Origin of the sequence: Collimonas sp. NPDC087041, from assembly GCF_044745265.1 — a bacterium.
Lineage (GTDB): Bacteria > Pseudomonadota > Gammaproteobacteria > Burkholderiales > Burkholderiaceae_D > Collimonas.
This window is the reverse complement of the sequence record NZ_JBIUZX010000006.1, coordinates 150,430-173,897: the sequence shown is the minus strand read 5'-3', so window position 1 is coordinate 173,897 and position 23,468 is coordinate 150,430. Positions and strand designations below refer to the sequence as shown.

19 protein-coding genes and 3 tRNA genes are annotated in these 23,468 nt (G+C 57.2%); 17 read left to right on the top strand and 5 right to left on the bottom strand.

All coding sequences use genetic code 11. From position 1 onward, the window contains the following. Window positions 1-90 precede the first annotated feature (90 nt). On the top strand, window positions 91-480 hold the full coding sequence (locus ACIPF8_RS13155) for a lysozyme inhibitor LprI family protein (RefSeq protein ID WP_400421575.1): 390 nt from the start codon (window positions 91-93) through the stop codon (window positions 478-480). 85 nt (window positions 481-565) lie between these two features. Here ACIPF8_RS13155 and ACIPF8_RS13150 read toward each other — a convergent pair whose 3' ends face one another. Continuing rightward, window positions 566-1,474, bottom strand: coding sequence for a YicC/YloC family endoribonuclease (locus ACIPF8_RS13150; RefSeq protein ID WP_400421573.1), 909 nt, complete (start codon window positions 1,472-1,474; stop codon window positions 566-568). 94 nt (window positions 1,475-1,568) lie between these two features. On the opposite strand from ACIPF8_RS13150, the gene ACIPF8_RS13145 reads away from it, so the two are divergent. The 5 genes from ACIPF8_RS13145 (at window position 1,569) to ACIPF8_RS13125 (ending at window position 6,066) form a co-directional block, all read left to right on the top strand. Beyond that, window positions 1,569-2,585 carry a serine/threonine protein kinase gene (locus tag ACIPF8_RS13145; protein ID WP_400421572.1) on the top strand — a complete coding sequence of 339 codons (1,017 nt, stop codon included), beginning with the start codon at window positions 1,569-1,571 and terminating at the stop codon, window positions 2,583-2,585. 86 nt (window positions 2,586-2,671) lie between these two features. After that, window positions 2,672-3,586: a PP2C family protein-serine/threonine phosphatase gene (locus tag ACIPF8_RS13140; protein ID WP_400421570.1), complete on the top strand. Its 915-nt coding sequence runs from the start codon at window positions 2,672-2,674 to the stop codon at window positions 3,584-3,586. Window positions 3,587-3,733: 147 nt separating this feature from the next. Further along, window positions 3,734-4,468, top strand: coding sequence for a ribonuclease PH (rph, locus tag ACIPF8_RS13135; protein ID WP_061537137.1), 735 nt, complete (start codon window positions 3,734-3,736; stop codon window positions 4,466-4,468). Window positions 4,469-4,595: 127 nt separating this feature from the next. Further along, window positions 4,596-5,390, top strand: coding sequence for a TatD family hydrolase (locus ACIPF8_RS13130; protein ID WP_061533165.1), 795 nt, complete (start codon window positions 4,596-4,598; stop codon window positions 5,388-5,390). After that, window positions 5,383-6,066 carry an ankyrin repeat domain-containing protein gene (locus ACIPF8_RS13125; protein ID WP_400421568.1) on the top strand — a complete coding sequence of 228 codons (684 nt, stop codon included), beginning with the start codon at window positions 5,383-5,385 and terminating at the stop codon, window positions 6,064-6,066. The genes ACIPF8_RS13130 and ACIPF8_RS13125 overlap by 8 nt, the downstream gene beginning before the upstream one ends. Before the next feature lie 2 nt (window positions 6,067-6,068). On the opposite strand, the gene ACIPF8_RS13120 is transcribed toward ACIPF8_RS13125, so the two are convergent. From ACIPF8_RS13120 to hpnC, 4 genes are all read right to left on the bottom strand, one after another. Continuing rightward, window positions 6,069-7,205: an L-lactate dehydrogenase gene (locus ACIPF8_RS13120; protein ID WP_400421566.1), complete on the bottom strand. Its 1,137-nt coding sequence runs from the start codon at window positions 7,203-7,205 to the stop codon at window positions 6,069-6,071. Between the two features lie 109 nt (window positions 7,206-7,314). Then, complete coding sequence (gene hpnE / locus ACIPF8_RS13115) at window positions 7,315-8,667, bottom strand: hydroxysqualene dehydroxylase HpnE (RefSeq protein ID WP_400421564.1); 1,353 nt, start codon at window positions 8,665-8,667, stop codon at window positions 7,315-7,317. A gap of 33 nt (window positions 8,668-8,700) precedes the next feature. Continuing rightward, a complete protein-coding gene (hpnD, locus tag ACIPF8_RS13110) occupies window positions 8,701-9,534 on the bottom strand; it encodes a presqualene diphosphate synthase HpnD (protein ID WP_400421562.1) in 834 nt (277 codons plus the stop codon). 194 nt (window positions 9,535-9,728) lie between these two features. Beyond that, window positions 9,729-10,541 carry a squalene synthase HpnC gene (hpnC, locus tag ACIPF8_RS13105; RefSeq protein WP_400421560.1) on the bottom strand — a complete coding sequence of 271 codons (813 nt, stop codon included), beginning with the start codon at window positions 10,539-10,541 and terminating at the stop codon, window positions 9,729-9,731. A gap of 354 nt (window positions 10,542-10,895) precedes the next feature. Here hpnC and ACIPF8_RS13100 point away from each other — a divergent pair, with 354 nt between their 5' ends. The 11 genes from ACIPF8_RS13100 (at window position 10,896) to ACIPF8_RS13050 (ending at window position 23,390) form a co-directional block, all read left to right on the top strand. Beyond that, a complete protein-coding gene (locus ACIPF8_RS13100) occupies window positions 10,896-12,029 on the top strand; it encodes an efflux RND transporter periplasmic adaptor subunit (protein WP_400421558.1) in 1,134 nt (377 codons plus the stop codon). Next, a complete protein-coding gene (locus tag ACIPF8_RS13095; protein WP_400421556.1) occupies window positions 12,026-15,121 on the top strand; it encodes an efflux RND transporter permease subunit in 3,096 nt (1,031 codons plus the stop codon). Before ACIPF8_RS13100 ends, ACIPF8_RS13095 begins: the two co-directional genes overlap by 4 nt. 143 nt (window positions 15,122-15,264) lie before the next feature. Continuing rightward, window positions 15,265-15,351: transfer RNA gene (locus ACIPF8_RS13090), tRNA-Leu, on the top strand. A 165-nt stretch (window positions 15,352-15,516) separates the two neighbouring features. Beyond that, window positions 15,517-16,008, top strand: coding sequence for a CreA family protein (locus tag ACIPF8_RS13085; protein ID WP_400421554.1), 492 nt, complete (start codon window positions 15,517-15,519; stop codon window positions 16,006-16,008). A 207-nt stretch (window positions 16,009-16,215) separates the two neighbouring features. Continuing rightward, on the top strand, window positions 16,216-17,568 hold the full coding sequence (gene tig / locus ACIPF8_RS13080; protein WP_400421552.1) for a trigger factor: 1,353 nt from the start codon (window positions 16,216-16,218) through the stop codon (window positions 17,566-17,568). Window positions 17,569-17,648: 80 nt separating this feature from the next. Next, window positions 17,649-18,275 carry an ATP-dependent Clp endopeptidase proteolytic subunit ClpP gene (gene clpP / locus ACIPF8_RS13075; protein WP_400421550.1) on the top strand — a complete coding sequence of 209 codons (627 nt, stop codon included), beginning with the start codon at window positions 17,649-17,651 and terminating at the stop codon, window positions 18,273-18,275. A 228-nt stretch (window positions 18,276-18,503) separates the two neighbouring features. Continuing rightward, window positions 18,504-19,772: an ATP-dependent Clp protease ATP-binding subunit ClpX gene (gene clpX / locus ACIPF8_RS13070; protein ID WP_061533173.1), complete on the top strand. Its 1,269-nt coding sequence runs from the start codon at window positions 18,504-18,506 to the stop codon at window positions 19,770-19,772. Between the two features lie 342 nt (window positions 19,773-20,114). Then, window positions 20,115-22,526, top strand: a complete 2,412-nt coding sequence (lon, locus tag ACIPF8_RS13065; protein ID WP_400421548.1) for an endopeptidase La — start codon at window positions 20,115-20,117, stop codon at window positions 22,524-22,526. A 283-nt stretch (window positions 22,527-22,809) separates the two neighbouring features. Further along, window positions 22,810-23,082: an HU family DNA-binding protein gene (locus ACIPF8_RS13060; protein ID WP_014006418.1), complete on the top strand. Its 273-nt coding sequence runs from the start codon at window positions 22,810-22,812 to the stop codon at window positions 23,080-23,082. 103 nt (window positions 23,083-23,185) lie between these two features. Continuing rightward, window positions 23,186-23,261, top strand: a tRNA-Val gene (locus ACIPF8_RS13055). A gap of 52 nt (window positions 23,262-23,313) precedes the next feature. Continuing rightward, window positions 23,314-23,390, top strand: a tRNA-Asp gene (locus tag ACIPF8_RS13050). The last annotated feature ends 78 nt before the right edge of the window (window positions 23,391-23,468 follow it).

The window sequence follows — 23,468 nt, the reverse complement described above, 5'->3', positions numbered from 1 at the left end:
TTTGTGGCTATCGCCAAAACGCGTTCGATATCTGCAGTTTCGCCGGCGCCCGGCGTGCTGCAGTTGTCGGGCGTATTCTTAGGAGAGTGTATGCGTAAGTTGTTGATGGCTGTTTGCCTGGTATTACCCGCAGCGGCGTTTGCCCAAGCAGACCCTTGCCTGTCGCAGAGCACCACTGCGGACATGAATTCCTGCGCCAAGACCGAGTTCGACAAGGATGAAAAGACCTTGAACGACACCTACCAGCAATTGCTCAAGCAGATCACCAAGCCTGATCAGGATGGCGTGCGCTACGGCGAGGTCAAGAAGAAACTGATCGAAGCGCAACGCGCCTGGGTGACTTTCCGCAAGAAAGATTGCGACGCCGTTTATACCTACAACGAAAGCGGGACTATCCGTACGCTGGAATTCCTGGGATGCATGCGTGCCCACACCGTACAACGCACCAAAGAGCTTAGCGGCTTCATCGTCGAGAAATAAGCGGAAGGGGAATTCCCCGTATCAAGTAAAAAGCCGTTGCAGATATTTCATCTGCAACGGCTTTTTATTTGCTGTGGCCGGATTGTTATTCGAGGTTTTGCACTTGCTCGCGCATCTGATCGATCAGCAGTTTCAATTCCATCGACGCATCCGCCAATTCCTTGATCGCCGCCTTGGAGCCGACGGTATTGGCTTCACGATTCAATTCCTGCATCATGAAATCCAGGCGCTTGCCGACCTGACCGCCTTTTTTCAGGATGTGGCGGGTTTCGCTCAGGTGCGCCGCCAGTCTTGACAACTCTTCGGCAATATCGATACGGATACCATACAGCGTGACTTCCTGGCGAATCCGGTCCAGTGCTTCTTCGCGCGACAGGCTGGAATTGCTGCTGTCCTGTTGTGCCAATCCAAGCGCTTCCTGCATGCGCTCAATGGCTTTCTGCTGGAACTGGGCAACCACCTGCGGCACCAGTGGCGTAATCCGTTGCACGATGGCTTCCATGGCGTCGATGCGGGCGATCAGCACGGCTTGCAGGGCTGCACCTTCGCGTGCGCGTGATTCGACGAAGGCTTCCAGGGTTGCGCTCATGGTGGCCTGGATATCGGCCTGCAGCGTGTCCTGGCTGATGACCGCTTCTTCGATGACGCCTGGCCAGCGCAGCAATTCATTGACGGTCAGCGGCGCCGCTTCGATGAATTGCTGGCGCACCGCGCTTTGCAAATCGGCGAGGGAAGCCAGCAGCGTCGTGTTCAGCGCCTGCGATGCGCCGGAGGCGGTTTTGCGCCCGAAGCTCAGGCGGCATTCAACTTTGCCGCGTGCAATGCGACCAATGATCGCTTCCCGCAACGCCGGTTCCAGCGAACGCAGGTCGTCGTTGATGCGGAATTGCAGGTCGAGAAAGCGCGAATTGACGCTCTTGATTTCGATGGTAATCGTGCCCGCGGCAGTTTCGCGATTGTTGACGGCATAGCCGGTCATGCTACATATAGTCAAAATGCGTCCTTTGTTTCTGGGTTGCAAGGGTTTTTCTTTACAAGTCAGCGATTTATCAAGACAATCGCTACACCATTGACTAGGGTAGGATCGCATGGCCGCACAAAACAATGCTCCATTGCCTGACGGGCTGAAAATTGCTGGATACCGCATTGTAAAGAAGATTGCATCGGGTGGGTTCAGTATTGTCTATCTGGCATACGACGAGGACGGTAACGCCGTCGCCATCAAGGAATATCTGCCGAGCTCGTTGGCATTACGCCAATGGGGAGAGCTGGCGCCGGCAATTTCGCCGGAAAACCTGCCGACTTTCCGTATCGGTCTCAAGTGCTTTTTCGAAGAAGGCCGCGCCTTGGCGCGCATCGCGCATCCGAACGTGGTGAGCGTGATCAACTTCTTCCGCGCCAACGAAACGGTGTACATGGTGATGGCCTACGAGTCGGGCCGCTCGTTGCAGGAACACATCCTGCGCCGCCGCGACAAGGGTGAGAAGCCGCTGGTGTCGGAGAAATTCATCCGCAAGATGTTCCGTCATGTGATGAACGGCTTGCGCGAAGTGCACACGCATAAATTGCTGCATCTGGACCTGAAACCGGCCAATATTTACCTGCGCGCCGACGGTACGCCGATCCTGCTGGATTTCGGCGCAGCGCGGCAGACCCTGCGCTCCGATTCGCCCAAGCTGTATCCGATGTACACGCCAGGTTTTGCGCCGGCTGAATTGTATGAGCGAAATGGCAATCTCGGTCCGTGGACCGACATCTATAGTATCGGCGCCTCGATTTTCGCCTGCATGGTTGGGGCACCGCCGCAGCCGGTCGACCAGCGCAAGGTCAACGACAAGATGGAAGGGCACTTCCGCAAACTGGAAGGCTTGTACTCCCCTGAGCTGATCCAGGTGGTTCGCTGGTGCCTGATGATCGATCCGTTGCAGCGGCCGCAAAGCGTATTCGCGGTGCAGCGCGCCTTGATGGAGCCGGTGCAGGAAGAAGAAGTCAGCGTACGCGACATGGTGACGCGCAAGATCCGCAGCGTCTTTTTCACGCATATCCAATTCCGCAAAAAAGCGACTGACGGGCCGGATACGACGATTCAGGAAAATACCGTTTAAACCGCTCGGCGCGATGCGCCGCGTGGTTTAATTCCCCCTGCATTTTTTGCTGCTTTTTTAATAAGCGTCACCCTAATAGAGTTTTCATGCGATTTTCTGTTTATCAAGAAAGCCACATCGGCGGCCGCAAGGTCAATCAGGACCGGATGGGCTACAGCTTCACGCGCGATGCCTTGCTGCTGTTGCTGACTGACGGTATGGGCGGCCACCTGCACGGTGAGATCGCGGCCAATATCGCGATGCAAACCATAGGCTCCTTGTTCCAGAAAAGCGCCCAGCCCTATATCAAGAAACCGGAGCGCTTCCTGGAGGACGCGTTCTACGCCGCCCACATGGAAATCCATCGTTACCGGGATGTCCACAAGTTGTCGGAAACGCCTCGCACCACGGTCGTGGCGTGCCTGATCCAGCATAACAGCGCATTCTGGGCGCACTGCGGCGATTCGCGCCTGTACTGGATGCGCAACGGCCAGATCCTGGCGCGCACCCGCGATCATTCGCGTATCGAGAGCCTGATCGCCCAGGGCAAGGCCGATCCTTCCGAGCGCGCCACGCATCCGGACCGCAACAAACTGTTCAACTGCCTCGGCGCCACCAACATGCCGATCGTTGAACTGTCGCGCCGCGTCAGCCTGCAAGCCGGCGATGTGATGCTGTTGTGTTCCGATGGCCTGTGGTCGATGTTGCCGGACCATGTGCTGGCGCAGCGCCTGCAAACCAGCACCATCGTGCGGGCAGTGCCGGAGCTGGTCAACAATGCACTTGGGATTGCCGGCAAAACCAGCGATAATATTACTGCTTTGGCAATGGCCTGGGGCAGCGACCCGAACATGGACGATTCGTCCAGTTCAATCGTCACCCATACCTTGCCGATCGGCAGCCTCACCACCACCATCCAGGCGCCGCGCCTGGGCGCCGTAGATGCTCCCGACGGCTTCAGCGATGCCGATATCGAAAAGGCCATTGCCGAAATCCGTGGCGCCATCGAGAAAAACATTTAAAGTATTTGCCGCACATCAGGTAGCGTGGGCAAGTTTTTTTGCCCACGCGTTGCCGCGACGATCAAAGCAAATTGCGTACAGGTCATGCGTGGGCGAGACGTGCTCACCCGACATGAAACAGATTGAATTTTAAGGAATGAATTGACCATGCTCCCGATTACCCGTCCTAGCGGCCGCGCCGCCGATGCATTGCGCACAGTGCGTCTGACCCGCAACTACACCAAACATGCTGAAGGCTCCGTGCTGGTCGAGTTCGGCGATACCAAGGTGATCTGTACCGCCAGCCTGGAAGAAAAAGTCCCGGGCTTCCTGAAGGGCAAAGGGCAGGGCTGGCTGACTGCCGAGTACGGCATGCTGCCGCGCTCGACCAATACCCGCATGGATCGCGAAGCGGCGCGCGGCAAGCAATCCGGCCGCACCCAGGAAATCCAGCGCCTGATCGGCCGCTCGCTGCGCGCGGCATTCGATCTGCAGGCATTCGGCGAACGCACCTTGCACTTGGATTGCGACGTGATCCAGGCCGACGGCGGCACGCGCACGGCATCGATCACCGGCGCCATGGTTGCCGCTTACGATGCATTTGTGAAACTGCAGGACAGCAAGGCGATTGCGGCGATTCCATTGAAGCACTTCGTGGCCGCAATTTCGGTTGGCGTCTATCAGGGAACGCCGGTGCTGGATCTGGACTATGTCGAAGACTCAGGCTGCGATACCGACATGAACGTGGTCATGACCGATGCCGGTCATTTCATTGAAGTGCAGGGTACGGCAGAAGGCGTGGCCTTCGACCGTCCGACGCTGAACAGCCTGCTCGACCTGGCGCAAGGTGGTATCGGCGACCTGATCCAGTTGCAAAAACAAGCATTGGGCCTGGCGGCCTAAGAAGTAGGGTGGGCACGTTTTTTTGCCCACGCGTTAAACGAACCGAACAATGCGTTCGTGTGGGCGCAAAAGCGTGCCAACCCTATGTACTGTATCGATGGCGGCCGCAAGCGATATAATCCGGTCTATGTATATCGATTCCCACTGCCATATCAATTTTCCGGAACTGTCCGCCAGGATGCCGGAAGTTCTCGCCAAGATGGCGCAAAACCAGGTCACGCATGCACTGTGCGTATCGGTCGATCTGCCCGATTTTCCGCAAGTGCTGCAACTGGCCGAGACCTATCCGCACATTTATGCGTCGGTCGGCGTGCATCCCGATTATGAAGACACGCCCGAACCCAGCGTCGACGACCTGATTCGCCTGTCCGATCATCCCAAAATCATTGCGATCGGCGAAACCGGCCTTGACTACTATCGCCTGCAGGGCGACCTGGAATGGCAGCGTGAACGCTTCCGCCGCCACATCCGCGCCTCGCGCGCCACCGGCAAGCCGTTGATCATCCATACCCGCGCGGCGTCCGAAGACACCATTCGCATCATGCAGGAAGAGGGCGCTGGCACCGATGCCGGCGGCGCCGGCGGCGTGATGCATTGCTTCACCGAATCGCTGGCAGTGGCTGAAGCCGCCATCGCAATGGGTTTTTATATTTCGTTTTCCGGGATCGTGACGTTCAAGAGCGCCAAGGAATTGCAGGCGGTGGCGCTGGCGGTGCCGCTCAGCAGCACGCTGATCGAAACCGATTCACCTTATCTGGCGCCGGTGCCGCATCGCGGCAAGATGAACGAGCCGGCTTGGGTTATGCATGTCGGCGAATTTCTGGCGAATTTGAAGGGCGTACCAGCCTCAGAAGTGGCGCAACAGACCACCGATAATTTTTTCAACTTGTTCAAACTGGCAAAGGATCAGACGCATGCTTAACCTGCAAAGTCGTTCGCGCTCCGCGGCGTTATTTTCACTGATGTTGCTGTTGGCGCTGGCGTGCCTGCCATCCCTGGGGCACGCAGACAATGGCTCCGATGCCTTTTTCAAAGCAATCAAGCTGGATGATGAGCGCGGCATGAAGAGTTTGCTGGCCAAGGGCGTCAATCCCAACCTGGTCGACAAGCAGCGCGGTGAAACCGGGTTGATGGTGGCGTTGCAGGAAGATTCAATGAAGGTTTTTGACGTGCTGATCAATGCGCGCGGCATCGATCTCAATCTGCGCGCGCGCAATGGCGACACGGCCTTGATGATTGCTTCGTACAAGGGCAAGGTCGCGGCGGTCAAGGCTTTGCTGGACAAGGAAGCCGAGCCGAACACTACCGGCTGGACTGCACTGCATTATGCGGCCGCGATCGGCAACGATGAAATCGTGCAGATGCTGCTGGACGCTTCGGCCTACATCGATGCCGGTTCGCCCAACAACACCACGCCGATCATGATGGCGGCGCGCGCCGGCAAGATCATGACTGTCAAGCTGCTGCTCGACAGCGGCGCCGATGTGACCTTGAAGAACGATGTCGGCATGAGCGCCATTGACCTGGCGCGGAAGTTCGATCACAACGACATCGCCGACGGCTTGACCAGCCGCCTCAAGCAGGCCGGCAAGCTGTAACGTTAGAGTTTGGTGAGGATGTGCGGTCCGACATCCTTGATATCCTTGTTGCCAGTTAGCGCCATGCTGACATCCAGTTCCTGCTGCAGTATCTGCAGCATCCTGGTGACACCGGCTTCACCCATCGCCCCCAGGCTGTACAGGAAGGCGCGGCCGATCATGGTGCCTTTGGCGCCCAGTGCGACCGCCTTCAATACATCCTGGCCGCTGCGGATACCGCCATCGAACCAGACTTCGATCTGGTCGCCGACCGCATCGACAATCGCCGGCAGCGCCGAGATCGACGACACCGCACCATCCAGCTGACGGCCACCGTGGTTGCTGACGACGATGGCGTCGGCACCGGTGGTAGCAGCGATCTTGGCGTCTTCGACATCCAGGATGCCTTTCAGGATCAGCTTGCCACCCCATTGTTCCTTGATCCAGGCGATATCGTCCCAGCACAAGGTCGGGTCAAACTGGCTGGCAGTCCATTTGCTCAAGGTCATGATGCCGTCGGCGCCCTTGACGTGGCCCGCCAAATTGCCGAACGATTTGCGGCCGCCTAACGCCCGCAAGGCCCAACCGGGTTTGGAGGCGAGGTCGATCAGGTTGGCCAGCGTCATCTTCGGCGGCACCGACATGCCGTTCTTCAGGTCCTTGTGGCGTTGCCCGAGGATTTGCAGATCCAGCGTCAACACCAGCGCCGAGCACTTGGCAGCCTTGGCGCGTTCAATCAGCGATTTGATGAAGCCGCGGTCGCGCATCACGTACAGCTGAAACCAGAATGGCTTGGTGGTGACGCTGGCGACGTCTTCAATCGAACAGATGCTCATGGTCGACAAGGTAAATGGAATCCCGAATTTCTCGGCGGCGATGGCGCCCAGCATTTCGCCGTTGGCCCATTGCATGCCGGTCAGCCCGGTTGGCGCAATCGCCACGGGCATCGCCACATCCTGGCCGATCATGGTACTGCGGGTTGAGCGCTGGTCGACATTGATGGCGACCCGTTGCCGCAATTTCAGCGCGGCCAGGTCGTCGCTATTGGCGCGGTAGGTGGATTCTGTGTAGGAGCCGCTGTCGGCGTAGTCGTAGAAGGCTTTTGGCACGCGTTTCTTGGCCAGTACGCGCAGGTCTTCCACGCAGGTAATTACAGACATAGGGCTCTCCGCTAGTTTTTGTCAGATACATCAAGCCGCTATATTAGATGAAAAGAAAGCAGGCGCAGTGGAAATCAATTGATGTCTGGCATGAAGCATTTTCAAGCAATTAGCGTAATTGCTTGATCAGTTCCTGCGCCGCCAGCTTGCCGCTGCGCACGGCCGATTCCAGCGTTGCCGGATAATCGCTCGCGGTGTAGTCGCCGGCCAGCAGCAATCTTTCCAGGCCGCTGTCGTTGGCTGGACGTGCAAGAGCAGGGGTGCAGGCGAAGGTGGCGCGCTTTTCCGAAATCACGCGAGTCCAGTTTGGCGATGCCAATTCGGGCTGCTTGAAGGCAGTGGCAAGTTGCGCGGCGACAGCTTGCGCCAGCGCTTCGTGGCCGGCCTGGATGGCATCCGACGACGCGCTGATCACGACCGCCAGCAAGCCGGCCTGGGCCGGGTCGAGCTGGCCGCGATCGAATACGAACTGACCCCAGGCCGGCACGCTGCTCGACTCCGCCGTCGATGGCGTATCGATCAGTGCGAAGAACGGGCGCGGTAATCGCATGTCGGCCGGATATTGCAGGTAGCAGGTGGTAATCGGTTCGTATTCAAAATTGCGCAGCTGCGCGATCAGTGTCGCATCGGCGATGCCGTCCAGCAGGCCAGCGGCGGTCTCGGGCGGTGTGGCGATCACAACAGCGTCGAAGTCGAGGCTGGCGTCGTTGCTGTCGAGTTGCCATTGCGCGCCATGGCGTCGCAATTGCCGGATGTTGCAGCCGGATTCCAGATTGCCGCCGCGCTCTTCAATGAATGCCGCGGCCTGTTGCGGATATAGGCTGCTCAAGTCGACCCGCGGCAGCAACATGTCCGATGCGCTGCGTTTGGCGCCGAGGCTGTCGCGCAGCACCGCCAGGAAGACTTGTGCCGAAGCCTGTTCGGGGCGGGTATTGAGCGCAGCGATGCACAGGGGGCGCCACATCAGCTGGATCAAGCGGTCGGTCTGGTCGAAGCGTTCCAGCAGCGTGCTGACGCTGCAGTCGTCGTGCAACTGCCAGCCCATCCAACGCGCCGCCGATGAAAAACGCGCCAGCGCCAGTTTGGCTTCGCGATCCAATCCATGCGCGCGCCACAGCGCCAGCAGCAGGTGCAAGGGCGCCGGCAGGCGCGGCGCGACAAAGGTCATGCCGCCGCTCTCGGGCGGGTAGCACATCTGCAAAGGCAGGCGCAGCATCGCTGTGGCCGGATCGATGCCGACCTTGCGCATCATGCTCAGGCTGTTTTTGTAGGCGCCGAGCAGGATGTGCTGGCCGTTGTCCAGGGAAAGTTCATTGATGTCGACCCGGCGCGCCCGTCCGCCAAGCTGGCGGCTGGCTTCGAACAAGGTCACCTGGTGGCCGGCCGCAGTCAGTTCGACCGCGGCGGTGCAGCCGGCCCAGCCGGCGCCGATCACGGCGACTTGTTTCGCGTTGCTAGCCATTACAGCGCTGCGCCCGAGGTCAGCAAAAGACGATCAGCCGCGCACATAAGTCTTCCACGCCAACCACAATTTGCGGATAGGCGTCAGCGAGATGCGCTGGTTCAGCACATGGAAGCCATCGCGTTCGATCTCGCTCAGCAGGGCGCGATAGATTGCCGCCATCATCAGGCCCGGGCGCTGCGCGCGGCGATCCTGTTTCGGCAGCAAGGCAAAGGCTTCGTCGTAGGCTTGTTGCGCGCGCGCCACCTGGAAGCGCATCAGGTTGACGAAATTCTCGCTGTAGCGCGCATTCAGGATGTCGGCTGCGGTGACGCCGAATTGCTGCAGTTCGTTGACCGGCAGGTAGATGCGGCCCTTGCGGCCATCCTCGCCGACATCGCGGATGATGTTGGTCAGCTGGAACGCGAGGCCGAGCTTTTCTGCGAACTGCAAGGTCTGCGGCTGCGTCACGCCGAAGATGCTGGCCGACAGGATGCCGACCACGCCGGCGACATGCCAGCAATATTGTTTCAGGCCTGGATAGTCGAGGTAACGGGTCTGGTTCAGGTCCATTTCCATGCCGTCGATGATGGCTTGCAGATGCTTGCCGTCCAGCCCGTAGGTCAGCAGGTGCGGTTGCAGCGCCTGGGTTACCGGGTGAGTCGGGTTACCGGCCAGCATCGCGGCGATTTCCTTGCGCCACCACATCAGCTTGGTGCGCGCCACGCTTTCATCGGTGCAATCGTCGACGGTATCGTCGACTTCGCGGCAGAACGCATACAGCGCAGTGATGGCGCGCCGGCGCTCGACCGGCAGGAACAGGAAGCTGTAGTAAAAACTGGAACCGCTCTGGGCGGCTTTTTGTTGGCAGTAGTCGTCTGGAGACATGGATATGAAAATGGTAACAGTACGCGATAACACTACGCGGCAATCATGCGGCGTGAGCGGTCAGGATGCCTGAAAAAACAACTTGCCCGAAGTATACGTAAGAAATGCCGCCTGCTCGTCGAAGTATCCGGATTTATTCGCGTTTTTATACTGTATTTGGTGATGCATCGGGAATTGCAGATTTGCCGGACCGCTCATTTCATGCGCAGCGCGCGCCAGCCCAACAGCAACCAATCCATTTTCCCGAGCTTGGGCCGATGACGGAACATGTCGTAGTCGACCGCTTCGAGTTTTTCCAGGATGCGCAAGCCGCCCAGCACTACCAGCCGCAATTCCCAGCCGATCCGCCCCGGCAAGCGCAGGGCCAGCGGCGCGGCGCCGGTCATCATGCTGCGCGCGCGCTGCAGTTCGAACTGCATCAGCTGGCGCCAGGCATGGTCTATGGTGCCGTTGGCGATCTGCGCTTGCGATACGCCGAAGCGTTGCAGGTCTTCCAGCGGCAGGTAGATCCTGGCTTTTTGCCAGTCGATGGCGACGTCTTGCCAAAAATTAATCAGCTGTAATGCCGAGCAGATGGCGTCCGAATCCCGCAGGTTCTGTTCAGTCGCCTCGCCATATAGATGCAACATCAGGAATCCCACCGGATTGGCCGAGCGCCGGCAATAATCCAGCAGTTCGGTGAACTGACCGTAGCGGGTTGTCACGACATCTTGCTTGAAGGCGGACAGTAGGTCGCGAAACGGCGTCAGCGGCAAATCGTATGCGACGATGGTTTGTTGTAGTGCCTGGAACAAGGGATCTTCTGCCGGCAGCTTTTGTTCGATCCGGTCCAGCGCGGTTTCGAAGCCGTTTAGCGCCCGCAAGCGCTGTTCAGTGCTGGCATCGCCTTCGTCGGCAATGTCGTCGGCGGTACGGGCGAAGGCATAAATCGCTTGCACTGCGGGGCGCAGGCGGGCCGGGAGTAGGATCGACGCGACTGGGAAGTTTTCGTAATGGTTGTTGGACATTAGGGCATCTGGTCAGGCGCAGGGTGCGGATGGTTGTGTATATGGCATTGTTTTGTGTCAGTTTTGCCCATGTAAAAAAAGCCTTGGTCAAACTTGATCTCGCGCAATTATAATTACTGACTTAAGAGTTATTAATTTTTGGCGCAATAAGATAAGTAAACGCTCCACCAGGCTCGGCCTTGCTGCCTCGATAACAAAAAGCCGCAGCGGCCCATGACAATTCGCAAACGAACGACAGCTCCGAATAGTAAAGGAAAAACCGTGTTGACCCAGATAAATCAGCGTCAGGTTGCATCTTCCCGAGGGGCTGCGCGCATCCAGCCGCGCATTCAACTCCTCCCGCGCATATTGTTGATGTGTTCTTTATTGTTGCTGGCGGCTTGTTCCAAAAAGGTGGAAAAGGCTGAGGATATTCGCCCCGTCAGGATTATGGTGCTGAGCCCGGCCAATGCCGACGTGATCTCCGAATTTCCCGGTGCGGTCCAGGCGCGCTATGAGTCGCAGCTCGGCTTCCGGGTGGGCGGCAAGATCATCGCCCGCCAGGTGGATGTGGGCACGGTCGTCAAGCGCGGCCAGGTCTTGATGCGCCTCGATCCGAAGGATCTGCAACTGGCGCAGGCGCAGGCGGTGGCGGCGTTGAGTTCGGCGACCAGCAGCCGCGACATGGCCAAGGCCGATTTGAAGCGTTATCAGGAATTACGCGACAAGAATTTCGTCAGCCAGGCGGTGCTGGATTCAAAGGACACGGCGTTCAAGGCGGCGCAGGCGACCTATGACCAGGCCCAGGCTGCGTTAAAGGGACAGTTGAACCAGACTGCCTATGCCACCCTGGAGTCCGATGTTGACGGCGTTGTTACCGCCATCAGTGCCGAGGCCGGGCAAGTGGTGGCGGCCGGTACGCCGGTAGTCAATGTCGCGCGCCAGGGCGCCAAGGAAATCGTGGTCGGCGTGCCCGAGAACCAAGTCGACAAGTTGCGGCGTAGCGGCGATGTGCTGGTCCGCTTGTGGGCCGATCCGAAGCAGGTCATCCACGGCACCGTGCGCGAAGTGTCGCCGATCGCCGATCCTGCAACGCGTACCTATGCATTCAAGATTGCGATTCCGGATGACACGCCAAACGTCAAATTGGGCATGACAGCCTACGCTGCCTTCGCCAGCAAGACCAGCGACGACGCGATCAAGGTGCCGCTGACGGCGTTGTTGCGGGTGCAGGATCACAGCGCGGTCTGGGTGGTCGAGCACGGCGCGGTGCGCCAGGTGCCGGTGCGGGTGGTCGGGCAGCAGGGCAATGATGTGTTGATCCAGGGCGCCTTGAGCGGTGGCCAGCAGGTCGTTACCGCCGGCGTCAATCAGCTCAAGCAAGGCCAGAAGGTCAGTATTCTCAATGCGCCCGAAAGCGCTGCGCCGGCCGGCAGTACACCAGCCCCGTCTCCGGTAGCATCAAGCGCCGCGCCGGCTTCCTCCGCAGCGAGCGGAGCAGCCCAATGAGCGACGGCAAGAAGAGAGGATTCAATCTGTCGCGCTGGGCGCTGGAACACATCCCCCTGACGCGTTATCTGATGGTGGTGCTGGTCATCGGTGGCATCATGAGCTACGGTCGCCTCGGCCAGGACGAGGATCCACCGTTTACGTTTCGTGCGATGGTGGTGACGGCGCAATGGCCGGGCGCCACCGCGTTGCAGATGGCCGATCAGGTCACTGACAAGCTGGAAAAGAAGCTCCAGGAAACACCGCATATCGATACCATTCGCAGTTATTCCAAGCCGGGCGAAACCCTGATTATCCTGACATTGCAGGAATCTGCGCCGCCAAAGGAAACCGCTGAGGCCTGGTACCAGGTTCGTAAAAAAATCAACGATATCAAACTGACCTTGCCGCAAGGTGTATTGGGACCGTTCTTCAACGACGAATTCGGCGAAACCTACGGCTCGATCTTTGCCGTGTCCGGCGACGGCTTCAATTATGCCGACGTCAAGGATTATGCCGATTTCGTGCGCCAGCAACTGCTAACCTTGCCTTCGGTGGCCAAGGTGGACCTGTTCGGCGTGCAAGATGAAAAGATTTTCATCGAGTTTTCGCAAAAGAAATTTTCGCAGCTTGGCATCACGGTGCAGGACATCGTCAACCAGTTGACGGCGCAAAATGCGCTGCAATCGACCGGTGTGCTGGTTACCCCGACCGACAACCTGCAAATTCGCGTGAGCGGCGCGCTGGGTTCGCCGAAGGATCTGGAAAACCTGCAATTGCGAGCCAATAACACCACGTTCCGATTGGGTGACTTTGCCGTCATCAAGCGCGAATATCAGGATCCGCCGCAAAGCAAAATGCGCTTCAACGGCAAGGAAGTGATTGGCCTTGGCGTCTCCATGGAAAAGGGCGGCGATATCATTGCGCTTGGACGCAATATGGAGAAGATGACTGCCGAGATCAAGGCCAAGCTGCCGGTCGGGATCAACCTGGAGCGCGTTTCCAACCAGCCGAAGATTGTCGCCGAATCGGTCGACGAATTCCTCAAGACATTGATGGAAGCGGTGCTGATCGTGCTGGCGGTGAGTTTCCTGTCACTCGGCTTCCATACCAAGCCGTTCCGCATTGACGTGCGGCCCGGGCTGGTGGTGGCGCTGACGATTCCGCTGGTGCTGGCGATCACCTTTCTGTTCATGTATATCTTCAGCATCGACCTGCACAAGATTTCGCTCGGTGCGTTGATCATTGCGCTGGGCCTGCTGGTCGATGACGCCATCATCGCGGTTGAAATGATGGTGCGCAAGATGGAAGAGGGCTTGTCGCGGCTGGAAGCGGCGACCTTCGCCTACACCTCAACGGCGATGCCGATGCTGACCGGTACGTTGATCACCGCCGCCGGCTTCCTGCCGATCGGCCTGGCCAAGTCGGCTGCCGGCGAGTACACCTTTTCGATGTTTTCGGTGAATGCGCTGGCGCTGCTGATTTCCTGGCTGGTGGCGGTGGTGTTCACGCCGTATATCGGTTTCCTGTTATTGAAAGTCAAGCCGGCCGCTGGCGCTGACGGACATCATGAGCTGTTCGATACACCGTTCTATACAAGGGTGCGGCGCGCGGTCAACTGGTGCGTCGAGTGGCGCAAGACCACCATCGGCGTGACCCTGCTGGTGTTTGCGTTGGGCGTATTCGGTTTCAAGTTTATCGAAGAGCAGTTCTTCCCCGATTCCAGCCGGCCGGAATTGATGATCGAGTTGTGGCTGCCGGAAGGTTCTTCATTTGTCGCCACCGAAGCCCAGGCCAAGAAATTCGAAGCGTATATACATGGCGAGCCGGGAGTCGAGAGCATGACTACTTATGTCGGCACCGGCAGTCCGCGTTTCTACTTGCCGCTGGATCAGATCATGCCGCAGACCAATGTCGCGCAGGTGGTGCTGTTGACCAAGAGCCTGGCCGATCGCGATGCGCTGCGCTTGAAGATCACGGATGCTTTCAAACATGGTTTCCCCGAGGTGCGTGGCCGTGTCAAGTTGCTGCCAAGCGGGCCGCCGGTGCCATATGCGGTGCAATTCCGCGTCAGCGGCACCGATGCCGCCAAAGTGCGAGGGATTGCCGACCAGGTCAAGGCGGTGATGAACGCCAATCCGAACATCACCGGGCTCAACGACAACTGGAACGAATCGGTCAAGGTGCTGCGGATCGATCCTGATCAGGATAAATTGCGGGCGCTCGGGATCGGTTCGCAAACCGTGATGCAAACCGTCAATACCTTGTTGACCGGCACCACCATCGGCCAGTACCGCGAACATGATCGCCTGATCGATATCCTGGTGCGTCAGCCACTTGACGAGCGGGTCACCATCGATGCGCTGAACCAGGCCAACGTGCCGACCGCCAGCGGCAAATCGGTGCCATTGTCGCAAATCGCCAGCGTCAAGCTGGTGTGGGAGCCGGGCGTTGTGTGGCGCGAGTGGCGCAACTGGGCGATCACGGTGCAGGCGGATGTGATCGACGGCGTGCAAGGGCCGACCGTGACCGACCAGATCAATCCGCAGCTCGACAAGATCCGCGCGCAACTGCCGCCGGGCTATGTGATCGATATTGCCGGCGCGGCCCACGATGCCGGCAAGGCGCAGGATTCGATCGCCGCCAATGTGCCGCTGGTGATTTTCATCATCTTCACTTTATTGATGCTGCAATTGCACAGCTTTTCACGTTCGCTGCTGGTTTTCCTGACCGGACCGTTGGGAATTGCCGGCGCGGCGGCGGCGCTGTTGATCCTGCATCGGCCGTTCGGCTTCGTGGCTCAGCTCGGAGTGATTGCGCTGTTCGGCATGATCATCCGCAACTCGGTGATCTTGATCGACCAGATCGAGCACGATATTGCCGCCGGTGCGGAGCCGTGGAATGCAATCGTCGAATCGGCGGTGCGGCGCTGCCGGCCGATCATGCTGACCGCAGCGGCGGCGGTGCTGGCGATGATTCCGTTGTCGCGCTCAGTGTTCTGGGGGCCGATGGCGGTGGCGATCATGGGCGGCCTGATCGTTGCCACCGGCCTGACTTTGCTGTTCCTGCCGGCGCTGTATGCGGCCTGGTTCCGCGTCAAGAAGCCGCAATGACGGGCGCCGGGCCTCTCGTCAGAAATTTGGCGTGAAAATATGGCATGAAAGCGCTGCGGCCTCTCGCCATATCTGACAGCTTGCAGTAGAATAGCGGGCTGTTCAATCTTGCCTGGCTGGATTGGACAGTCGATGCTTCAAATGCGACCGTGGCGAAATTGGTAGACGCAACAGGTTTAGGTCCTGTCGAGAGCAATCTTGTGGAGGTTCGAGTCCTCTCGGTCGCACCAGCCTGTCGGTACGATTACCGCCTTGCTGAAATATTAAAGAACCCTCACGTACGCTGTGTATTGAGGGTTTTTTTACGCCTGCAGTTTTTCAAGGCGATGAAATCGTAGATGTCGAAGGGATTCTTCGGCATACAATCAAGCAACTTTTTCTTTCTCGGAATAAACATGCGTACAAGGTCCTTGGCGTTGGCTGCCTTATTTGGTTTTGCCGCAATTGCCACAGATGCGGCGCAAGCGGCATCGGAGCAGGTCGGCGAGGTGAGCACGGCATTTCGCTGGGTCGGGCGTAACGACCGGGTGGTGGTCGAAGCTTATGACGATCCCAAGGTGCAGGGCGTCACCTGTTACGTATCGCGGGCGCGCACCGGTGGCGTCAAGGGCACCGTAGGCTTGGCCGAAGACCGTGCGGAAGCGTCCATTGCCTGCCGCCAGGTCGCCGCCAACCTGCAGTTCGTCGGCAAGCTGCCGCTGCAGGAAGATGTCTTCACCGAACGGATGTCGGTGCTGTTCAAGCGCCTGCACATTGTGCGGTTAGTCGACCCAAAGCGTAATACACTGGTTTACCTGACGTATTCGGATAAATTGGTCGATGGCAGCCCGCAAAACAGCGTTACCGCCGTGCCGGTGTCGGCCAGCAACCCGATTCCGCTGAAATAAGGTGGCTTAATATAGGGCGTGAGCGTCGTGTTTTGGCGCAACGGGCTCTTTTACGTATAGAATATCGGACTTTAGCGCGACGGGGTTAGGGTGAAAATAACAACATTTCACCGCTCCGACCACCAGTAATCCCGGTTCTCCGGGGTGATTGAATGGCTCGGCTCACCCTGGTCGCACCACGGAATTTTTAATTTTTGGACGATCCACATGGCAACTGCAGTCGAAACTCTGGATAAACTTGAACGCCGCCTTACCCTCACTATCGCTATCAGCGAAGTGCAAACCGAAGTCGAGAAGCGCCTGAAGGTTCGCGCTCGCACAGCGAAAGCGCCTGGCTTCCGCCCAGGCAAAGTGCCGATGAAGATGGTCGCTGCACAGTACGGTTATCAGGTCGAAACCGAAGTGCTGAACGACAAGGTCGGCAATGCATTCAACAGCGCTGCCAACGAAAACAACCTGCGCGTAGCCGGTTACCCGAAGATCGAGCCAAAGAACAGCGAAGGCGTGCCTGAAGGCACCCTGGCGTTCGACGCGACTTTCGAAATCTACCCTGAAGTCAAGATCGGCGATCTGACCAGCGTTGAAGTCGAAAAGACCAAAGCTGAAGTCAGCGACGCTGAAATCGACAAGACCATCGACATCCTGCGCAAGCAACGCGTGCACTACCACGTCAAGGGCGAGCAAGGCGAGCACGGCGACGGCGGCAGCGATCTGACTGCCAAGAACGGCGACCGCGTGACTGTCGATTTCGTCGGCAAGATCGACGGCGTTGAATTCCAGGGCGGCAAGGCTGACGACTACGCGTACGTGCTGGGCGAAGGCCGCATGTTGCCTGAGTTTGAAAACGCCACAATCGGCCTGAAGGTCGGCGAATCGAAGACATTCGAACTGGCTTTCCCTGCTGATTACCATGGCAAGGACGTGGCCGGCAAGACTGCAGAGTTCACCATCACGCTGAAGAAGCTGGAATGGGCGCATCTGCCGGAAGTCGACGCTGAATTTGCAAAGTCGCTGGGTATCGAAGATGGCGACCTGACCAAAATGCGCGCTGACATCAAGCTCAACCTGGAGCGTGAAGTCGGTTCCCGCGTCAAGGCCAAGAACAAGGATAGCGTGATGGATGCGCTGATCAAGGTCAGCGAGCTGGAAGTGCCGAAAGCATTGGTCGAGCAAGACGTTGAGCGTCTGGTTGAAATGACCCGTCAAGACATGGCGCAACGCGGCATGAAGGTCAACGACATGCCATTCCCACCTGAGCTGTTCACAGCCCAGGCAGAGCGTCGCGTTCGCCTCGGCCTGATCCTGGCTGAAGTGGTCAAGGAAAACAAGCTGCAAGCCACGCCGGAACAAGTCAAGGCACAAGTTGAAGACTTCGCCCAAAGCTACGAAGACCCACAACAAGTCCTGAAATACTATTTCAGCGATCGCCGCCGCCTGGCAGAGGTCGAAGCTCTTGTTTTGGAAGAAAACGTCGTTAACTACGTGTTGGGCAAATCGAAAGTGACTGAAAAGTCGGTCGCATTCGATGAATTGATGAGCAACAACGGGCAACAGGCTTAATTAGTCTCGGTGTCGCGTCTGGCAGTGTCAGGCGCGACCGGCAGGCCGATCTAGTTTGAGGGCTCTTCATAAGGAAAGATATGACAGGCTTTAATCGTAATTCGGCACTGGATACTGACATGCTCGGCATGGTGCCTATCGTGATTGAGCAAAGCGGTCGCGGTGAACGTTCCTACGACATTTACTCGCGTTTGCTGCGTGAGCGCATCATTTTCCTGGTGGGTCCGGTCAACGACCAGACCGCCAACCTGGTTGTGGCGCAATTGCTGTTCCTGGAAAGCGAAAATCCTGACAAGGATATTTCCCTGTATATCAATTCCCCTGGCGGTTCGGTGTCAGCTGGCATGGCGATTTTCGATACCATGCAGTTCATCAAACCGGAAGTTTCCACCTTGTGTACCGGCATGGCTGCTTCGATGGGTGCTTTCCTGTTGGCCGCTGGCGCCAAGGGCAAGCGTTTCTCGTTGCCGAACTCGCGCATCATGATTCACCAGCCTTTGGGCGGCGCGCAAGGTCAGGCATCGGATATCGAAATCCAGGCACGCGAGATCCTGTATCTGCGAGAGCGTCTGAATGCTATCCTGGCCGACAAGACCGGGCGGACCATTGACCAGATCAGCAAGGACACCGATCGGGATAATTTCATGTCTGCCGATGCAGCCGTGGAATACGGCCTGATTGATAAAGTCCTGGCGACACGCGCTTGATGACAGCGTACTGACTAAACGCCCGGCCCACAGGTACGGGCGTTTTGCTTTTCCGGCAGCATGTCGATCGATGAGCGGCGGCGCCGATGCTGATTGCGCTCTTATTTCCTGCAGATGTCGTATAGTCATGGACAGTGTGTTTTGCATGTGCCTGTCGTGACGAATTCCTGTTTCGCGGGTAATATAAAATCAATGCCCCCCATATAGCTTTACTTAAACTCTGCCTTTATGTCTGATAAAAAATCTTCCAGCGGCGAAAAACTGCTTTACTGCTCCTTCTGCGGCAAGAGCCAGCATGAGGTGAAAAAACTGATCGCCGGGCCATCGGTATTCATCTGTGATGAATGTATCGATCTGTGCAATGACATCATTACCGATGAAGCCTCGAACGTTGAAACGCTGGATGGTCAAAAGTCGGAGTTGCCGATTCCGCAAGAAATTTGCGATCTGCTCGATCAGTACGTGATTGGGCAAGAGCCGGCCAAGCGGATTTTGTCGGTAGCGGTCTATAACCACTACAAACGTCTCAAGCATCTCGGCAAGAAGGATGATGTCGAGCTGGCAAAGAGCAATATTCTGCTGGTCGGGCCAACCGGTTCCGGCAAGACGCTGCTGGCGCAGACGCTGGCACGCATGCTGAACGTTCCTTTCGTGATTGCCGACGCTACAACCCTGACCGAAGCCGGTTATGTGGGTGAGGATGTCGAAAACATCATTCAGAAATTGCTGCAGAACTGCAACTACGAAGTCGAAAAAGCACAGCGCGGCATCGTTTATATCGATGAAATCGATAAGATTTCCCGTAAATCGGACAATCCATCCATCACCCGCGACGTATCGGGCGAGGGCGTACAGCAGGCGTTGCTGAAACTGGTTGAAGGCACCATGGCTTCAGTGCCGCCGCAAGGTGGCCGCAAGCATCCGAACCAGGATTTCGTGCAGATCGATACCACCAATATCCTGTTCATTTGCGGCGGTGCGTTTGATGGCCTGGCAAAGATCATTTCCGAGCGTTCGGAAAAGAGCGGTATTGGCTTTTCGGCAAATGTGAAGAGCCAAAGCCAACGCACTTCCAGCGAAGTATTGCTGGATGCCGAGCCGGAAGATTTGACGCGTTTCGGCCTGATTCCCGAACTGGTCGGCCGTTTGCCGGTGATCGCGACGTTGGCGGAGTTGAATGAAGAAGCGCTGATCGAGATCCTGATTGCGCCGAAGAACGCGCTGGTCAAGCAATACTCGAAGCTGCTGCAGATGGAAGGCGCCGAGCTGGAAATTCGCCCTGCAGCGCTGCAGGCGATCGCCCGCAAGGCATTGGCGCGCAAGACCGGCGCACGCGGCTTGCGTTCGATCCTGGAGCACGTATTGCTGGACGTGATGTACGATTTGCCAAGCCAGCAAAATGTTGCCAAAGTTGTCGTGGATGAGAACACCGTCACCAGTGGCGCTAAGCCATTGCTGATTTACCATGAGCAGCCTAAAGTATCCGGGGCGAAATAATTTCCCTCAAGTCATGTCCTGCCAACTGCTGCATTGTTGCGACCGGTTGCGCAGGTGTGACAAAAGCCGAAAACATGTAAAGGCATGTAAAAAGTAAGGGTTTAAGCAGGCTTTTTACGCAAAAGTAGTACAATTTGCCAAAACATAATTCAATTGGCTTCAATCGAAAAGCCACCCGAAGTTACCTTCGCGTGTGGCTTTTTTATTTGCCACCGCACATGCATCACAAACTGCATCACAAGCGCATCGCAAATAGAAGTGGTGATTTATTGTTGAAACTGGGGCTTGAGTTTCGGCCACTCGTGCCAACATCATTAATAAGTTTTTTTGATAAGGCTCGCCATGACGACTTCTACATTTACTGAACAAACTCAGTTGCCTCTCTTGCCTTTACGGGATGTGGTGGTATTCCCGCATATGGTGATCCCTTTGTTCGTCGGCCGCCCGAAGTCCATCAAGGCCCTGGAAGCTGCCATGGAGCAGGGCAAGAGCATCATGCTTGCCGCCCAGAAGGCTGCCGCCAAGGATGAACCGTCGCCGGACGATATCTATGAGATCGGCTGCGTCGCCAACATTTTGCAAATGTTGAAATTGCCTGATGGCACCGTCAAGGTGCTGGTGGAAGGTGCGCAGCGCGCCCGTATCCATCACATCAGCGAACTCGACACGCATTTCATCGCCGACCTGACGCCGGTCGAATCCGAATTGGGCGATGAGGCTGAGGTGGAAGCGATGCGTCGCGCCATCGTCCAGCAGTTCGACCAATACGTCAAACTGAACAAGAAGATCCCGCCTGAGATCCTGACTTCGCTGTCGGGCATCGACGATGCCGGCCGCCTGGCTGACACGATCGCCGCGCACCTGCCGCTTAAACTTGAGCAAAAACAGGTGATCCTGGAAATCTTCAACATCGCCAAGCGCTATGAGCACTTACTGGGTCAGCTCGAAGGTGAGCTGGACATCCTGCAGGTTGAAAAGCGCATCCGTGGCCGCGTCAAACGGCAGATGGAAAAATCGCAGCGCGAATACTATCTGAACGAGCAGGTCAAGGCGATCCAGAAGGAGTTGGGCGAAGGCGAAGAAGGCGCCGATCTGGAAGAGCTGGAAAAGAAGATCCTGGCCGCCAAGATGCCTAAGGAAGCCCTGGAAAAAGCCCAGAGCGAACTGAAGAAGCTGAAACTGATGTCGCCGATGTCAGCCGAAGCGACCGTGGTGCGCAACTACATCGATACCCTGGTCGGTTTGCCATGGAAGAAAAAATCCAAGGTCAATAACGAACTGGGCAATGCCGAGAAAGTCCTGGAAGGCGATCACTATGGCCTGGATAAGGTCAAAGAACGCATCCTGGAATATCTTGCCGTGCAACAGCGCGTCGACAAGCTGAAAGCGCCGATCCTGTGCTTCGTCGGTCCTCCAGGCGTGGGTAAAACCTCGCTGGGACAATCGATCGCCCGCGCCACCAACCGCAAGTTCGTGCGGATGGCTTTGGGTGGCGTGCGTGATGAGGCCGAGATTCGTGGCCATCGTCGCACCTACATCGGCTCGATGCCAGGCAAGATCTTGCAAAGCCTGGCCAAGGTCGGCGTGCGCAATCCGCTGTTCCTGCTGGACGAGATCGACAAGCTCGGCATGGATTTCCGCGGCGATCCTTCTTCGGCTCTGCTGGAAGTGCTGGATCCGGAACAGAACCATACGTTCTCGGACCATTACATCGAAGTCGATTTCGACTTGTCGGATGTGATGTTCGTGGCGACTTCGAACTCCTTCAATATTCCGCCGGCATTGCTGGACCGGATGGAAGTGATTCGTTTGTCGGGCTACACCGAAGATGAAAAGACCAACATCGCGCAACGCTACCTGCTGCCTAAGCAAATCAAGAACAATGGTTTGAAGGCTGAGGAAATCACCGTTGCCGAAGGCGCGATCCGCGACATCATTCGTTATTACACGCGTGAAGCCGGGGTACGTTCGCTGGAACGCGAAATCTCCAAGATCTGCCGCAAGGTGGTCAAGCTGCTGCTGTTGAAGAAGCAGGAGAAAAAGGTTGCCGTCACGTCGAAGAACATCGATAAATTCCTCGGTGTGCGGCGCTTCGACTACGGCGTTGCCGAGAAAGAGAATCAGATCGGCCAGGTGGTCGGCCTTGCATGGACTGAAGTGGGCGGCGAATTGCTGACCATCGAAGCCGTCAAGATGCCGGGCAAGGGCGCGATCATTCGTACCGGTACCTTGGGCGACGTGATGAAGGAATCGATCGAGGCTGCGCGTACCGTGATGCGCAGCCGCGCCGCGAAACTGGGCATCAAGGGGGAAGCGTTCGAGAAGAGCGATATCCACATCCACGTACCGGAAGGCGCGACACCGAAAGACGGACCGTCGGCCGGTGTTGGGATGACAACCGCTTTGGTCTCGATCTTTACCGGAATTCCAGTGCGTGCGGATGTCGCAATGACGGGTGAAATCACCTTGCGCGGCGAGGTCTTGCCAATCGGCGGCTTGAAAGAAAAGCTGTTGGCGGCGCATCGTGGCGGCATCAAGACGGTCTTGATTCCAGAGCAGAATGTGAAGGACTTGGCCGAGATTCCGGACAACGTCAAGAACAAGCTGGAAATCGTGCCGGTGCGTTGGATCGACAAGGTCCTGGAAATTGCGCTGGAGCGGCAGCCTGTACCGTTGACGGAAGAGGAGGCAGTGCTCGATGCAGCGGTCGCAAAGGGCAGTGAGAAGTCGGATCCTACCGTGGTCAAACATTAGTCGGAAGAAAGAAGGCGGCTGTTAATCGCAGCTTCGCCGTTCTCAAAAAAGCGCTCGCAAGAGCGCTTTTTTTATATCTTCAGAAGATTTGAATGTTGAATCTGCCAAGTTTGTGAAATCAGGTTAAACCCTGCCAAACTCGCCTGTAATCCGCTTGACACAAGGCTTTGCGGCTTGTTTAATACGGACAGCAGATTTTTTTCTGCGCCCATCAGCGATGGCCGCCGCAAAAAAGGCGGGCACAAACATCATCTCGAATTTCCATTCATACGAGGGGACCTAAGTGAATAAAACCGAATTAATCGATCACATTGCGAAGTCGGCCGATATTTCCAAAGCCGCGTCGACGCGCGCGCTGGACGCAGTGATCGCCGCTGTAAAAACCACCCTGAAGAAAAATGGCTCGGTCACCCTGGTCGGCTTCGGCACGTTCTCGGTTGGCAAACGCGCGGCGCGTACTGGCCGTAATCCGCGTACCGGCGAAGCGATTAAGATCAAGGCAGCGAAAGTTCCTAAATTTAAGCCTGGCAAAGCGTTGAAAGATGCTGTAAACTAGCGTCTTTTGGCGTGGTGACAAACGCCAAAAGCTTGACTGGCTAAATTGTCGTGTTTCAGTTCAGCGCTTGTTTGAATTAAAGCGATGGATGAAGGTAGCGCAAGGGTGCTTAGCTCAGTTGGTAGAGCGGCGCCCTTACAAGGCGTAGGTCGGGAGTTCGAGCCTCTCAGCACCCACCAACGCAGTCAGGTAAGAAATGCGGATCAGCGATGATGTGCAATAGCAGTTTTAGGAGTGGTAGTTCAGCTGGTTAGAATACCGGCCTGTCACGCCGGGGGTCGCGGGTTCGAGTCCCGTCCACTCCGCCAAAATACAAAAAGGCGAACGAGAGTTCGCCTTTTTTCATATGCAACCCCGATTTGTATTGCTGCCTTGTTTGCTGGCAG